Below are 14909 nucleotides of genomic sequence, written 5' to 3'. Positions count from 1 at the left end.
GCTCTCCGGATCTCCGGCGGCGGGAACGATCTGCTGCCGGAACGCGTCACTGCCTCGCCGCCAAACACGGTGGCGAGGTCTCTGCCGTCTCATATCCTCAGGTGAACAATGGCATCGGTTTCGCTCGAATCCGTTTCGAAGAACTTTGGTACGCATACTGTTATCCAGAATGTCGACCTGCAGATTATCGACGGCGAGTTTGTCGTTTTCGTCGGCCCCTCCGGTTGCGGCAAGTCAACGCTTCTTCGCATTGTCGCCGGCCTGATTTCCGCGTCGAATGGCGTGGTGAGGATCGGCGGCGACGACGTGACTGATGTGCCGGCCTCCCAAAGAGGAGTAGCATTCGTCTTCCAGTCTTACGCGCTCTATCCGCATATGAACGTTGCGCGTAATATCGGCTTCGCGCTTGAGACCCTCGGCATGAAGAGAGCCGCTATCAGCGAGAAAGTGCGATCGGTCGCGCGGATGCTGAAGGTCGATCATCTGCTCGAACGCCGGCCCCGCGAGTTGTCCGGCGGACAACGCCAGCGCGTGGCGATCGGCCGCGCCTTGGTACGCCAACCCGAAATCTTCCTCTTCGATGAGCCGCTGTCCAATCTCGATTCGGATCTGCGAATGGAGATGCGCATGGAGATCGCCAAGCTCCACGATGATCTGAAGACGACGATGATCTATGTCACCCATGACCAATCGGAAGCGATGACGCTTGCCGACCGGATCGTCGTTCTCAATCACGGACGCATTGAGCAGGTCGGGACGCCGAAGGAACTCTACCACAGCCCCGACAACCGGTTTGTCGCAGGCTTCATCGGCAGCCCGCGCATGAACTTCCTGCCCGTGCAGACAACTTCTGCCAAAGTGACCGGACCGGGCGGCCTCGTTATCGATGCAGGCGCCGAGGGCCAAAACATCACCGAAATCGGCATACGGTCGGAGGCGATCCAGCTGGTGGACGCTGCGGACGGACGAATGACCTGCGTGCTCGAACGTGTTGAGGATCTTGGCCATGAGCATTTTGCCTATTGCCGCATCAACGGCGACGTCATCTGGGTCATCCGCGTCAATGTCGAGCCGCCAAAGGAACTGATCGGCAGCGAGGTCGGCCTGAATTTTCGGGATACCGCGATCTTTGCCTTCGCCGCCGATGGAAAACGCCTCATTCTCAACCGCCAGGCCGGCATGATCGAAGGAGCGCGGCAATGAGTGCCCGGCTCGCCCGCCGCGACCATCGTGCGGCCTGGCTGTTTTTGCTGCCGGTTATCATCGTGATGCTGGTCGTTGCCCTCTGGCCGCTGGGCCGCACCTTTTTCTTCGCCTTCACCGATGCCTATCTTGACGATCCCTCCGTCTATTCAATGACAGGGGTCGACAACTTCCTTGAGGTCATCAACGACCGCAGCTGGTGGATTGCCGTGAAGAATACGCTGATCTTCACAGTCATCTCGGTCGCAATCGAGACAGTTCTCGGCCTGGCGATAGCGCTTCTCGTCAATGAAGCCATTCCCGGCCGCGGGCTGGCGCGCGCCGCCATCCTCGTGCCGTGGGCAATCCCGGTCGTCGTCTCGACGAAGATCTGGGAATGGATGCTCAACGATCAGTTCGGCGTTATCAATAAGGTTCTCATCGGGCTCGGCCTGATCGATCATGGCGTTCCCTGGACGGCGAGCGGTTCACTGCTGATGGGCGTCGTAATCTTCGTCGACGTGTGGATGACGACCCCGTTCATGGTTCTGCTCATCCTGGCGGGCCTGCAACTGATATCCTCGGAGATATTTGAGGCAGCGGAGGTCGATGGTATTCCGGCATGGAAGCGCTTCTGGTCGATCACCTTGCCGATGCTGCGTCCGGCGATCGGCGTCGCAGTCCTCTTCCGCGTCCTCGATGCGCTCAGGATGTTCGATCTGGCCTATGTGATGGCGGCGAGCAATGAAAGCGTCATGACAGTCTCCATTTACGCGCGCGACCGGCTGATCAGTTTCCAGGAGCTCGGCATCGGCTCGGCGGCATCGACCTGGGTTTTCCTGCTCGTCGCGCTTGTCGCCATCATCATCATCGGGGTCCTTCGCCTCGATAGAGCCGCGGGGACCTGAGCGACATGGCCGATGCAATCATCCCGAAGACCGTCCGCAAGCCTGCCTCCTACTTCAGGATGCGGCGCCGTGTCGTGCGAGGCCTGCAGATCCTGGCCCTTCTGCTTGTCCTGTTCTACACGCTGTTTCCCTATTACTGGGCTTTCGTTTCCTCGACGAAGCAGGGTTCGGCGCTCTATCAATCGGCGCTGATGCCGGCGTTCGACTTCACCTACTATCGCCAGCTGATTGACAATCCTGTTTTCATGGGTTCGCTTCTGAACTCGGCCTATGTCGCGGTCTCAACCACTTTCCTGTCGCTTGTCATCGGGCTCAGCGCCGCTTATGCGCTGGGGCGCATCGACTTTCCGCAACGACGCACGATCCTGATGATCGTGCTGATGATCTCGATCTTCCCCCAGGTCGTCGTTCTCTCCGGCATGTTCGAGCTGATCAACTGGATGGGCCTGTTCAATCGGCCAAGCGCGCTCGTCCTCACCTATCTCCTGTCGACCGTGCCCTTCACAACCTGGATCCTGACCACCTTCATCCGCGAGTTTCCGCGGGAACTCGAAGAGGCCGCGATCATCGACGGCTGCTCACATTTCAGAATTCTGATGAAGATCCTGTTGCCGCTCATGGGACCTTCGCTCGCCAGCACGGGCATTCTTGCCTTCATTCTGGCTTGGAACGAGTTCCTCTTCGCGTTGACCTTCACCCTGACGGACGAGAACCGGACCGTGCCGGTTGCGATCGGCCTGATCGCAGGCAATAGCCGGTACGAATACCCCTTCGGTCAGATCATGGCCGCATCCGTTACCGTGACGCTGCCGCTGATCATCATCGTATTGATCTTCCAGAGACGTATCGTCGCCGGCCTGACGGCAGGCGCCATCAAGGGCTGACAAAGGACGAAATTATGGACATGCTGGTAAAACTCTACGAGCTGAAGGCCGATCCTGCGCTCGATAAACGCATCGCCGAACAGGGTATCACCATCCGGCGTGTGCTTGCGCCGGAGTTGAGCGCTCTGACGGCCTGGATCGAACCGCGCTTCGGATCCGGCTGGGTCGCGGAAGCGACGGTTGCCACCATGCGCCAGCCACCCACTTGCTTCATCGCAATCCAGAACGACGAACTCATCGGCTTTGCCTGCCACGACGCAACCGCCAAGGGCTTTTTCGGGCCGACCGGCGTCGATACGGCCGCCCGCGGCAAAGGTGTCGGCCACGCTCTGCTGCTGACAACGCTTCTCGATATGTACGCGCAGGGCTATGCCTACGGGGTAATCGGGGGCGCCGGTCCAATGGAGTTCTACCGTCGAAGCGTCGGGGCAATCCCGATCGGAGGCTCGGACCCGGGCATCTATCGCGGCATGCTGCCGCTTGCTGAGCCGAAAGGCATTTCGCAATCGGGCCACTAAAGCGTGTCGCAATTTGTGAGATTCACGATTCTCAAATCAGTAAGGTGTGATCCCCTTGTTGCGAAGGGGCGGCGGCAAGCCGCCCGCAGCTGCCAATCATTCAGCGCCCGCGAAGACCCATTGCCTCTTGCGCGGCCTTCACAACTGCGTCTGTGGTGATGCCGAACTTCTTGTAGACGTCGTTGATCTTGCCCGACGCGCCGAAGCTGTGCATACCGACGAACCGGCCGTCGAGCCCGAGATATCGGTCCCAGCTATCCTGGATGGCCGCTTCCACGGCGACACGCGCAGTCCCGTCCCCGAGAACCTCGCGCTTATAGTCCGGCGCCTGCGCCTCAAACAAAAGACGGCACGGCATGGAAACAACCGCGGTTGGAACGCCTTCCGCTTGCATCCTCGCCCTTGCCTCGACGGCCAAGTGCAATTCCGATCCGGTTGACATGATCGTCAGCTCTCGAACGCCACCTTCGGCTTCAAGCAGAACATATCCGCCCCTTGCCGACAGGTTTTCAGAGCCCGGCTGCTTTCTCAGAAGCGGCATGGGCTGGCGGGACAAGGCGATCAGTGCGGCCTGCCGCGGGGCATCGAGAATGGCCTGCCAGCATTCGGCCGTCTCGATCGGGTCGCCCGGGCGGAACACGGCAAGGCCCGGAATGGCGCGCAGCGCCGTCAGATGCTCGACCGGCTGGTGGGTTGGGCCGTCCTCGCCGAGACCGATCGAATCGTGGGTCATCACGAAGATCGACCGCACCGCCATCATCGCCGCCAGCCGGATTGACGGCCGGGCGTAATCGGAAAAGGTCAGGAAGGTGCCGCCATAAGGAATCAGCCCGCCATGAAGGGCGATGCCGTTGATGGCCGCCGCCATGCCGTGCTCGCGCACGCCATAGTGGATGTAGGAGCCGTTATATTGGCCCGGCGCGATCTCCGTCATGGATTTGGCCTTCGTATTGTTCGAAGGCGTCAGGTCTGCCGATCCGCCAATGAGCTCGGGGATGGCCTCGGCAAGGTGGTTGAGAACAATCCCGCTCGCCTGCCTTGTTGCCAGATCCTTTTCAGCAGACAGAAGCTCCTGTTTTGCAGCCTCGATCGCTTTGGTCCAGCCCGAAGGCAGTTCGCCCTTCATGCGGCGTTCGAAGTCCTGGCGGATATCCGCTTTCGCCGTCTGAACACGAACCGCCCAAGCCATGCGGGCATTGCGCCCCTTCGCGCCGATCTTTCTCCAGTCTTCCAGGAGATCAGACGGAATCTCGAAGGGAGGCGCGTTCCAGCCGAGAAGCTTGCGGGCGCCGGCGATCTCCTCTTCGCCGGGCGCATCGCTGTGGGCCTTCTGCGTGCCGGCACGGGTCGGAAAGCCGAAGCCGATAATGGTTTTGCAGGCGATCATGGACGGGCGATCGGTAACCCTTTGGGCTTCGACGATCGCGTTGCGGATCGCGTCGGTATCGTGTCCGTCGATCTCCTGCACATGCCAGTTCGAAGCGCGAAACCGCGCCGGTTGATCGTCGGATTCCGCAAGGTTTGTGGCTCCGTCGATCGATATCGAATTGTTGTCCCAGAACGCAATCAGCTTGCCGAGTTTCAAGTGACCCGCAAGCGATATGGCCTCCTGGCTGATACCCTCCATCAAGCATCCGTCGCCGAGGAAGACATAGGTATGATGGTTCGAAAGATTATCACCGAACCTGGCATTCATGATGCGCTCGGCGAGTGCCAAACCGACGGAATTGGCAAGGCCCTGCCCGAGCGGCCCGGTGGTCGTCTCGATCCCCGTCGCATGGCGATATTCCGGATGACCTGCCGTCCTGCTGTCGACTTGACGAAAGTTCTTGATCTGGTCGATCGTCATATCCTGGTAGCCGGTCAAGTATAGCAGGCTGTAGAGCAGCATCGAACCGTGCCCGTTGGAGATCAGGAAACGGTCACGGTCGAACCAGTAGGGGTCCTCGGCATCGAATTTCAGGAATTCGGAAAAGAGAACGACGGCAATGTCGGCCATGCCCATCGGCATGCCGGGGTGCCCGCTCTTGGCCTTCTCGACGGCGTCCATCGAGAGGAACCGAATGCAATTGGCCATGTCGCGCAGGTGCTGATCGCGGGGCGCCGGTACGGACTTCACAGATTCCGTCATGATCTTTTCCTCGGGAGGTGGTGAAAGACCAGCCCGAAGATAGTGCCCGGCGCGAGCCGCGCCACTGCACAGGCTGAAACTTTTCCCGGATCTCTGATCCAACGACTAAATCGCTAGATCCTGCCATCCACGCTGCCTACAGCGATCCCTCTGGGCGATCGATCGACAAGGGGCTCGGAACGTCGAAAAGCGTTCCCAAACTCTAACGCGATGAACTTCGCTGCAGCCTCCAGGTCCGAATTTCAAACGGCATGATCTCGGCAGGGGCTTTACGCTCGATCGGCTCTTCGAGGATGTTCAGAGGTCCCGAAGCCTGCCAGCCCGAGGGCAGGGCGAGCGAAAGCCGGCCGCGCCGGCCTGCCGGCTCGTAAAGCCGCAGGATAAGGCCTTCCCCCTCCTCCGCCGGTTTTAGCCCCGAAAAAGCGACCGGTACACCCTCTACGCCGAGCGGCGACAGTGTGCCCGCGGCGAGGTCAGTAGCCTCGACGGTGACGAGCGGCTGATTGAGATCGATCGCTTCCTGAAGGACGCCGCCCTCATGCCAGGCTCCCTCATGCGGCATCAGCGCATAGGTAAAGCTCTGCTCGCCTTCGTCGGCAAGCGGATCGGGATAGATCGGCGAACGCACGAGGCTCATGCCGATGACGTTGCCACGCGCGCTGTGCCCGTATTTGGCGTTGTTGAGCAGAGCGACACCAAAGCCCGGTTCGCTGAGATCGACAAACCGGTGTGCCGCGGCTTCGAACATCGCCTGCTCCCAGGAGGTGTTTGTATGTGTCTGCCGCTCGACAACGCCGTAGGCGCATTCGAAGGTGGCGGTACGCGACCGCACAGCAACGGGATTCAACGTCCTCAGCAGAGTGCGCCGATCATGCCAATCGATCGTCGTCTCGATATCGAGCCTGCGAGCGTTGGCAGTCAGCACATAAAGCTGAGTGACCGTCGAATTCCGGTATCGATAAACGACGCGGATCGCAGCGCGATATGGCCCCTGTTCGACAACGGCTATACTTTCCGGCGCCTCGAGGCGGACAGCCTTTTCGGCATAGTCGGCATCGACATCCCAGGCATCCCAGTTGCGCGGCTTATCTGCCGGATAGACCCAGAGTTGGTTTGCTGAACCCTCAATAGCTTCCCTGCCCGTTGCCTTGTGAACAAGGCTGGAAACCGCGCCGTCCTTACCAATGACGACAGACAGGTGGTCGTTTTCGAGACTCTGCGCACCGGCCTTCAGCATGCCGGCAGGCTTCACGGCGTTGCGATCGAAGACAGCGATGGAAAGAGGGGCCACGGGATCGGCAGATGAGATGACAGTTCCATCAGAAAGCTTTGCCGTGAGTGGCCGCGGCGCAAGCGATGGGTTGACGACAACCAGCGCATCCGTCACTCCGCCTGCCGGAAGATGGGCCGTTAGCGCCTTCAGAGCCTTTGCCTGCTCTGCCTTGGCATTGCCGATGACGCCGTCGAGTTCCTGTTCGGCGTCGATATAGACTTCGCGGATGCTCGAGCCCGGAAGGATGTCGTGGAACTCATTCTTCAGAACAACGCGCCAATCCGCTTCCAGGCTTTGCGGTTTGGCGGCACCCAAGAGATGCCCAAGCGAAGCGATCGTCTCTGCCGTAATCAGTGCCCGCTCGGCCTGGCGGTGCTTGCGCTTGACGCCGCTTTGAGAGGTCAGCGTCGCGCGGTGCAGTTCGAGATAGATTTCGCCATCCCAGACCGGAAGCTCCTTTTGTGCTGCAGTCTGGTGGGCCTTTTCGTAAAAGCCCTTCACCGTGCCCCAACGGGCTTTAGGAATCGCCGGGAAGTCGCGCAATTGCACTTCGCGTTCGACCATCTCAGGTGTCACGCCGCCACCGCCGTCGCCATAGCCGACTGCCAAGAGCGACGTGTCGTGCTGCGCCTTGCCGCGGAAGTTCTTCCAGGTTGGCACGATGCAGTCCGGCTGCACAAAACCATTGTAGCCCTGCATCGGATTGTCGAAAGTGTGGGCCAGCACCTTGCTACCATCCAGGCCCTTCCACCAGAAGAAGTCGGATGGGATGTGATTGGTTTCGCTCCAATTGACCTTGATCGTAAAGAAACTGTCGATCCCGCCAAGCTTCAAAATCTGCGGCAAGGCACCCGAAAAGCCGAAACAGTCCGGCAGCCAGCAGACGGTGTGGCGCGAACCGAAGTGTTTCTCGAAATAGCGCTGTCCATAAAGCACCTGCCGCGCCAGGCTTTCACCGGTCGGCATGTTGGTGTCGGGTTCGACCCACATGCCGCCGACGGTTTCCCATTTACCCTCGGCAACCTTCTTTTTGATCCGCTCGAGAAGTTCGGGATCGTCCTCTTCCATCTGCGCATAATAATGGGCCGTCGATTGATTGAAGCGGAAGTCGTCCGATCGCTCCATCAACGAAAGCGCGGTATTGAAAGTGCGGCGCATCTTTCGGCGCGTCTCGCGATAGGGCCAGAGCCAAGCAAGATCGATATGCGCGTGGCCTGTGAGCAGGATCTCGCCATTTTGCGGGAAACGCGTCTGAAGCTCCTTCAATTCCGAAATCAGCGCATCATATGCCGCACCTGCCGACGCGCTCTGCGCTTCAGTCAGTCCGGCCGGATTTGTCTGAAGTTCTGGCAACTCCCAGATTTTTTGCTGCATGACCGCACTGGATGTACGCGAAATATAAGCTGATGTGTCCGAGGGCCAATCAAGGCTGCGCAGTGCCTGTTCGGCCGCCCCGATCAGGTGCGGCACCACTTCATGCCTATCGAGTGCGCCCGCAGCTTCGCCGACCTGCCGCAACAGGAGATGCAGTTTATGGACTGGTTCGTCCAGCCAGATCAGCCGCGCCTTGTTGAGCTTCGGTTCCCGGTTCGGCTCTCCAAAAGGAAAGCGCGCGACGCTCTCCGTCGCAATCGAGAATTCCCTGCCCTTGATCGGGAATTCCTGATGATATGGGTCGAGCCCGAATGTCTCGGATTGGCCGCCCGGATAGTGCAATGTGATCAAGCTCTCACCGCCGAGATCGAGCTGCAGGCGAACCTCGTCGACCGGCCAGTCGTGCGGAGCCGTTACCGATGCTGCGAAATGAACCGCTCCCTTACTGTGCGGCCAATCCTGATGACGGGCGATCGGCTCGCCGTCGAAGGTCCAGCCGTCGATCAGCATGCTTTGCCTGTCGCGCCAGTGGGCGAGCTCGGCTGTACGGACCTTCAGGCGATCGAGGCGTTGAGCAATGGTGAGAGACATGGCGGGTCCTATCGGAAGTCGGCAACTGACGGGCGGGGAGATGATCTGGTCGCGCAAATTGGCCGCATGCACAGCATCCCGTCTCCTCCAGCGAGGCGCGTGGCAGCTCTTAGATTAAGTAACTTTGTTTTTGCGTCAAGCGGACGAGAAGTAAGATGCGAGAGTTTTTGTCGATGTCCCTATGTTTTCACTTTTGCACCGGTTGCGTTCCGGATGTTCCCTTAAGCCGTTTCACGTCCGCTGACGAACGGCTGCTTTTTTGCTCCTAATGACAGCGGGTTCTCTTTCGCGTGGCTGCCGTCACGCTTGCATTCCGCGGTTCCCCCAGACGGGCTATCCGGCGTTCCGCGAGCATGGTTTGAGCGATTTGACGTTATGTGACGGAAGCTGCCATTGATACAAAACCCGGATCAGAAACCCATTATCCGAGGATTTTGGATCACAATCCCTACCCTGAGAAAGGGGCCTGTTGGCGATGTCGGAGCAACAAACCACAGTTGCCTTGACGAGATTGGAACCGGCTCCCCGTTTTTCCCAGGATATTATGTCTGGTAACCAGGGGCTACGTCTAACGCGCAGCAGGGACGAGAAGTTTGCCTGCGAGAGCCTCCTGTTTCATATTGCAATTGCGGCGGCGATGCCATTAGCGTTTGCCGAATGCGCGCAGAAAGGTCTTCGTCGCCTCTCTTGCCATGCGGTCGACCTCTTCGTCCGGAGTTGGACGGCCGATCTGTTGGTTGATCCGCAAATCTGTTGCGAGAAGAGCCATGTACTGGCGCGCGGCAAGTGCGGGATCCTCTATGTCGAGATGGCCGGCCAGCGCGAGCTGCGCCAGGCGAGCCGCGACGGCGGGGTATTTCTTGCCCGGTCCGTATTCCTTCCAGGTCTCGAACAATTCGGGAAATCTGCTGCCTTCAGTCTCGACGAGCTTGCGGAGCCAACGGCCATTCGCATCACAAACTGCCTTGCGCAGGAGCCGCGCCGAAAACTCGATGAGTTCCTTTTCGAGATCGATAGGTGCCACGGGAAATGTGTCCAGCACCCGAAAGAAGTCGGCGCTCGACTTCTCCGTGATCTCCGCAACCACAACCTTGAACAGGTTATCCTTGTCGCCGAGTTGATTGTACACCGTCTGACGTGACACGCCGGCCCTTGCTGCGATGGCATCGATGCTCGCCGCCGCAAACCCTTCCTCGGCAAAAACATCCGCGGCCGCGTTCAAGATCGCCTGACGTTTGCTCGTGGCTGGTGGGCTCTCTGTCTCGGAAGAAACCGCTGCGGGCGAAGTTTTCATAACACCACTATAAAGGACTTGACGAATTGGACAATGGTGTCCAAAATATTTTACAGGAATGACGAGCTATGCCTTGGACCCATCTCCGTCTTTCCACTGTCCCAGATATAATCGCCCACTCAATCCCCGTCACATGCTTTTTGTATGAGGCTTTGCTTCGTCCGGGGATGGTGTGCGGGAAAGGTTTTTTCCGTGCAGAGCAAGAATATCGTTTCACCCCCCAGGGCGGCCGGTGGCTCCCACCATGCCGTCGTCCTCGGCCTTCTATCCGCGGTCGGTCTCTTTGCCCTCGACATGTATCTACCCGCGTTGCCAACGATCAGCCTGGATCTTCACGCTGATAGTCATGCAGTCCAGGCAAGCCTGATCTCCTTCTTCGCTGCCATGGCCGTGTCACAGATTATCTATGGTCCACTCTCGGACATGTTTGGCCGCAAGCGGCCTCTATATGTCGGTCTTGCGCTCTACATCCTTGGCGCGATCGGCTGCGCGCTCTCCACCGACATTAGCTGGCTGGTCGCCTTCCGCTTCATTCAGGGCACCGGCGCCTGTGCCGGTGTCGTGATTGCCCGCGCCATCGTGCGCGACCTCCATGCGGGGGCCGCCGCCGCGCAACTGATGTCGCGGCTTATGCTGGTCTTCAGTATCTCACCCATCCTGGCGCCGCTCGCGGGCAGCATCGTGACAGCGTTCGGGAACTGGCGACTGATCTTTTGGGTCATGGTCTTCGCCGGCGTTGTCGGCTTCGTCGCGGGCCGCTTTTTCCTTGAGGAGACTCGTCCGGTCGCGGTTCGCAGTGAAAGCAGTCTCGGTGGGGCATTGAAAGCCTATGGAACACTCCTTAAGGACCCGTACTACCTCGGTCTGGTGCTGATGGCTTCCTTCGGGATGTCGAGCTATATGATCTATGTTGCCAACTCTTCCTTCATACTAATCGACCATTACGGGCTCTCTCCGTCGTTTTACAGCGTGGTCTTTTCGGTGAATGCCGTTGGCTTCATCGGCATGTCGCAGATGAACGGCTGGCTTGCCCGCCGGATTGGTTTGCGCAAGGTAATTCGCGGTGCAGTTTCCGGTTATGCGGCGACGATGGTGGCCCTTGCTGTTCTCATGGCCGGTGGCGCCGATCACCTCGACATCATGGCGGCCTTCCTGTTTGCGGGCTACGCTTTCCTTGGAATGATCGTGCCCAATGCAGCGGTATTGGCGCTTGAACACCATGGTCGCATCGCTGGCACAGCCTCGGCGATGATGGGGACGGTCCAGTTCATGACATCAGCGCTGGTGGTTGGCGTCAGCGGTATGTTTATGGACGGAACTGCGAGACCGATGGTGGTCGTCATCGCGATCTGCTCGGCCATCGTGTTCGTACTTTCGGTCGCAGTGCTGAGGAGTAGGTATGCTGTGGCGGCTGAATAGATCTTGCTGCCAGGATTGCAACCGCAAGGTTATCGACATGGTCAAGGCGACTGGGAAGTCTCGATCCGGAGTGCATGTCGGGTATTGGAGATCGACCGGTCGCTGTATGTCTACAAGGTCAGGCGCGGTGTTCCTAGCACTTCGCCAGCCTAGTTCGAGAGGGGTTCAGCGCGGCAAGGACCCGCCGAACGACGCTCGACGATGCGTGAGGCAATCATGACACGCCGGGCCGGCATCCCGGGCAGCCGCGGATTCTCGATGCGTTCGAGGAGCAGCCGGAGGCCGACGGCGCCGCCTTCAAGTCCTTCCATCTTTACCGTCGTTAACGGCGGGGAAATCTGGGTGGCGGGCGAAAAGTCGCCGAAGCCGACCACCGAGACGTCATCGGGAATGCGATAGCCCTGCCCCAGCAGTTCGGAAACCACTGTCAGCGCCAGACCGTCATGGGCACAGAAGAAGGCTGTCGGATGAATACCCTTTGCCTTGAGGTCGCGGAAGGCTTCACCGAAACCGGCCTGCTCATCGAACCGTAGCACATGCAGCGAGACATCCTCGCAGCGTTCGGCGATCTCGCGCGCACCGTAAAAGCGCTCTCGGCGGCCTCGGAAACCGGGCGTGCCGTTGACATAGCAGATCGACCGATGGCCGAGTTCGATCAGATATTGAAGTACCGCCTGTCCCGCCTCATGGTCCGTGCCCGTGATCTGGTCAGCCTGCTCCAGGGGATCAACCCAGCCGAAACGCACAATCGGCACCCCGACTGCCGTTGCCGCGGCGATTGCCTCCCGATCATGCGGGCCGACAAGCAACAGCCCGGCGCAGGAACGTGCCAATTCCTCAAGCTGATCGGCGCTATGCGTCCAACGGATGCGGAGTGCCATACCTAGCCTGTGTGCCTCACGCTGCACGCCATTCTGGATCTGCATGTAGAGTTCGCTGTTGACGGCATCGAGATCGTGGAAAACGACAGCGATATCGTTTGTCTGGGATTGGCCCGCAGGACGTGTGTAACCCAGCCGCTCTGCCGTCGCGCGGATTAGCGTGCGAGTTTCGTCACTGACGCCGCTCTTGCCGGCCAACGAGCGCGACACCGCGTATTTCGAGAGACCGACCTCTCGCGCAATCGTCTGTAAGGTAACCCGCCCCCTGCTTCCCACTCTCCACCTCGATATTCCCCCGGCGCTCGGAGCGCTTCGCTACACGTTCTCTGTCAAAATTGCAAATTCTCGCACTAACAAAACATAACGCTTTACCTAACAATATCCAAATGTATTCTTTCCGTTATCCAAGCCCGAGAGCAAAACAACGATAAAGGGTAGAGGATTTTTGGAGGAGAACCCTATGATCAAGCTGAAACGTCGTGCGTTTCTGGCCGGGACTTCGGCCGTTCTTATCCTGCCGGCCCTGCCGGCTTTCGCCGCCGACTTCAAGGAAGCGGACATTCTGAAGGAGAAGGTTTCAAGCGGCACACTGCCGGCCCTGAAGGACCGGCTGCCGGAAAATCCGCTCGTCATCAAGCCGGTTGAAAGCGTCGGCAAATATGGCGGCGACTGGAATATGGCGCTTGTCGGCGGCGGTTCGCTGTCCATGCTGTTCCGCTATCAGGCCTATGAACCGTTGCTGCGCTATACGCCCGACTGGTCCGGCGTGACGCTGAATGTCGCCGAAGCCTTCGATGGCAATGCGGATTCCACTGAATACACCATCCGCCTGCGCAAGGGCATGAAGTGGTCGGATGGCCAGCCCTATACCACGGCAGACGTGAAATTCTGGTACGATACGATCCTGACCGACAAACGCGTCGCCGTGAATGGCCAAGGCCACTGGAAAACGGCTGGCAAGCCGGCGAAGCTCGAAATCATAGATGAACAGACGTTTAAAGTCATCTTCGCGAAACCTAACGGTATGTTCCCGTTGCAGGTCGCTTGGGCCAATAACGACCACACGACCCGCTGCCCCAAACATTACCTCGAGCAGTTCCACATCGATTATAACCCGAAGGCCAACGAGCTTGCAAAGGAGCGCGGCTTCGAAAGCTGGATCGCCGCCTTCCAGTCCGCCTCCGGCTTCCAGGACGATAACGCCTTCTTCCTGAACTCCTCTAAGAAGCCCTGCCTCCATGCCTGGATGTTTACGACGGCACCCGGCGAGAATACCGAACGCGCCGTTGCCGAACGCAACCCCTTCTACTGGAAGGTTGATACGGAAGGTAACCAACTCCCCTATATGGACCGCATCGTCTACCAGATGGTCGCCGATCCGCAAGTACTGCTGCTCAAGGCCATGCAGGGCGAAGTCGACCTGATGGACCAATATATTGCCACACCGAACAACAAATCGGTGCTCTACGATGCGCGCGATCAGGGCAAGTATGATTTCTACACGCTGACTTCGACTGAAGCCAACGTTATGAACTTCATCTTCAACCTGAACCACAATGACGAGACCAAGAGAAAGCTCTTCCGCAACAAGGATTTCCGCGCCGCCCTCTCCATGGCGCTCGATCGCCAGTCGCTGATTGATTCGGTTCTCGTCGGACAGGGTGTTCCCGCCCAACCATCCATCAAACAGGGCGATCCGCTCTACAACGAGCAGCTTGCCACGCAGTTCACGAGCTACGATGTCGACAAGGCGAATGCTATGCTCGACACACTGATCCCGAAGCGGGACGACCAGAACTTCCGTCTCGATGAAAAGGGCCGCCGCCTGACGGTGATCTTCGAGATCGACCAGGCGCGCGCCATCTTCCTCGATCTCTTCCAGCTCGTCATCCCGATGTTCCAAGCTGTTGGTATCGACGCGCAGATGCGCACCATGGACCGTTCGCTTTGGGAAACCCGCGTCCGCCAGGGCCGCGATTTCGACGCGACGGCCCATCAGTTCGGCGCCAATGGCGGCGTCGCCGCCATGCTCGACCCACGCTACTATGTGCCGACGGATTCCAACGCGATGTATGCCCCGGCCTGGCAGCTCTGGTATCTCGACCGCAACAACGCCAATGCGGAAGAGCCGCCGGAGGAGACGAAGAAGCAGCTTGAGCTTTACGACAAGCTGAAATCGACCTCCGATCCAGCTGGGCAGCAGGAGATCATGAAGCAGATCCTGCAGGGTGCTGCCGAGAACTTCTATGTCTTCGGCATTTCCCTGCCGCCGGATGGCTATGGCATCGTCAAGAACAACATGAAGAACATCACCAGGACCATGCCGAACTCCTTCGGCTGGCCGACACCCGCTCCCACCATGCCGGAGCAGTTCTACAAGGTCTGATGGCCTGAAAAAGCTTGACGCATTGCAGGCGCCGCCCCACCGGCCGGCGCCGCGCCCCCTCTTTTGCC

General features: G+C 59.1%; 10 protein-coding genes. 6 read left to right on the top strand and 4 right to left on the bottom strand.

The features are described 5' to 3' along the window. The first annotated feature begins 108 nt into the window (after positions 1-108). The 4 genes from JNB85_RS09210 to JNB85_RS09195 are packed head-to-tail and all read left to right on the top strand — an operon-like array spanning position 109 to position 3492. Positions 109-1203 carry an ABC transporter ATP-binding protein gene (locus JNB85_RS09210; RefSeq protein ID WP_220334021.1) on the top strand — a complete coding sequence of 365 codons (1095 nt, stop codon included), beginning with the start codon at positions 109-111 and terminating at the stop codon, positions 1201-1203. Further along, the gene (locus JNB85_RS09205) at positions 1200-2090 is read left to right on the top strand and encodes a carbohydrate ABC transporter permease (RefSeq protein ID WP_220334020.1); all 891 of its coding nucleotides are present in this window, start codon (positions 1200-1202) and stop codon (positions 2088-2090) included. The genes JNB85_RS09210 and JNB85_RS09205 overlap by 4 nt, the downstream gene beginning before the upstream one ends. 5 nt (positions 2091-2095) lie before the next feature. Next, a complete protein-coding gene (locus JNB85_RS09200; protein WP_220334019.1) occupies positions 2096-2974 on the top strand; it encodes a carbohydrate ABC transporter permease in 879 nt (292 codons plus the stop codon). 14 nt (positions 2975-2988) lie between these two features. Continuing rightward, on the top strand, positions 2989-3492 hold the full coding sequence (locus JNB85_RS09195; RefSeq protein ID WP_220334018.1) for a GNAT family N-acetyltransferase: 504 nt from the start codon (positions 2989-2991) through the stop codon (positions 3490-3492). A gap of 100 nt (positions 3493-3592) precedes the next feature. Here the strand turns inward: JNB85_RS09195 and tkt are convergent, their stop codons facing one another. The 3 genes from tkt to JNB85_RS09180 form a co-directional block, all read right to left on the bottom strand. Beyond that, a complete protein-coding gene (gene tkt, locus JNB85_RS09190) occupies positions 3593-5623 on the bottom strand; it encodes a transketolase (protein ID WP_220334017.1) in 2031 nt (676 codons plus the stop codon). A 202-nt stretch (positions 5624-5825) separates the two neighbouring features. Next, on the bottom strand, positions 5826-8861 hold the full coding sequence (locus JNB85_RS09185) for an alpha-mannosidase (RefSeq protein WP_220334016.1): 3036 nt from the start codon (positions 8859-8861) through the stop codon (positions 5826-5828). A gap of 643 nt (positions 8862-9504) precedes the next feature. Further along, a complete protein-coding gene (locus JNB85_RS09180; protein ID WP_220334015.1) occupies positions 9505-10155 on the bottom strand; it encodes a TetR/AcrR family transcriptional regulator in 651 nt (216 codons plus the stop codon). A gap of 192 nt (positions 10156-10347) precedes the next feature. Between JNB85_RS09180 and JNB85_RS09175 the strand changes: the two genes are divergently transcribed. After that, positions 10348-11574 carry a multidrug effflux MFS transporter gene (locus tag JNB85_RS09175; protein ID WP_220334014.1) on the top strand — a complete coding sequence of 409 codons (1227 nt, stop codon included), beginning with the start codon at positions 10348-10350 and terminating at the stop codon, positions 11572-11574. 149 nt (positions 11575-11723) lie between these two features. Here JNB85_RS09175 and JNB85_RS09170 read toward each other — a convergent pair whose 3' ends face one another. After that, positions 11724-12731, bottom strand: coding sequence for a LacI family DNA-binding transcriptional regulator (locus JNB85_RS09170; protein ID WP_220334013.1), 1008 nt, complete (start codon positions 12729-12731; stop codon positions 11724-11726). Between the two features lie 184 nt (positions 12732-12915). Between JNB85_RS09170 and JNB85_RS09165 the strand changes: the two genes are divergently transcribed. Next, positions 12916-14841, top strand: a complete 1926-nt coding sequence (locus tag JNB85_RS09165) for an ABC transporter substrate-binding protein (RefSeq protein ID WP_220334012.1) — start codon at positions 12916-12918, stop codon at positions 14839-14841. The last annotated feature ends 68 nt before the right edge of the window (positions 14842-14909 follow it).

Origin of the sequence: Rhizobium mesosinicum (assembly GCF_019511345.1) — a bacterium.
Lineage (GTDB): Bacteria > Pseudomonadota > Alphaproteobacteria > Rhizobiales > Rhizobiaceae > Rhizobium > Rhizobium mesosinicum.
This window is presented reverse-complemented; position numbering and strand designations above follow the sequence as displayed.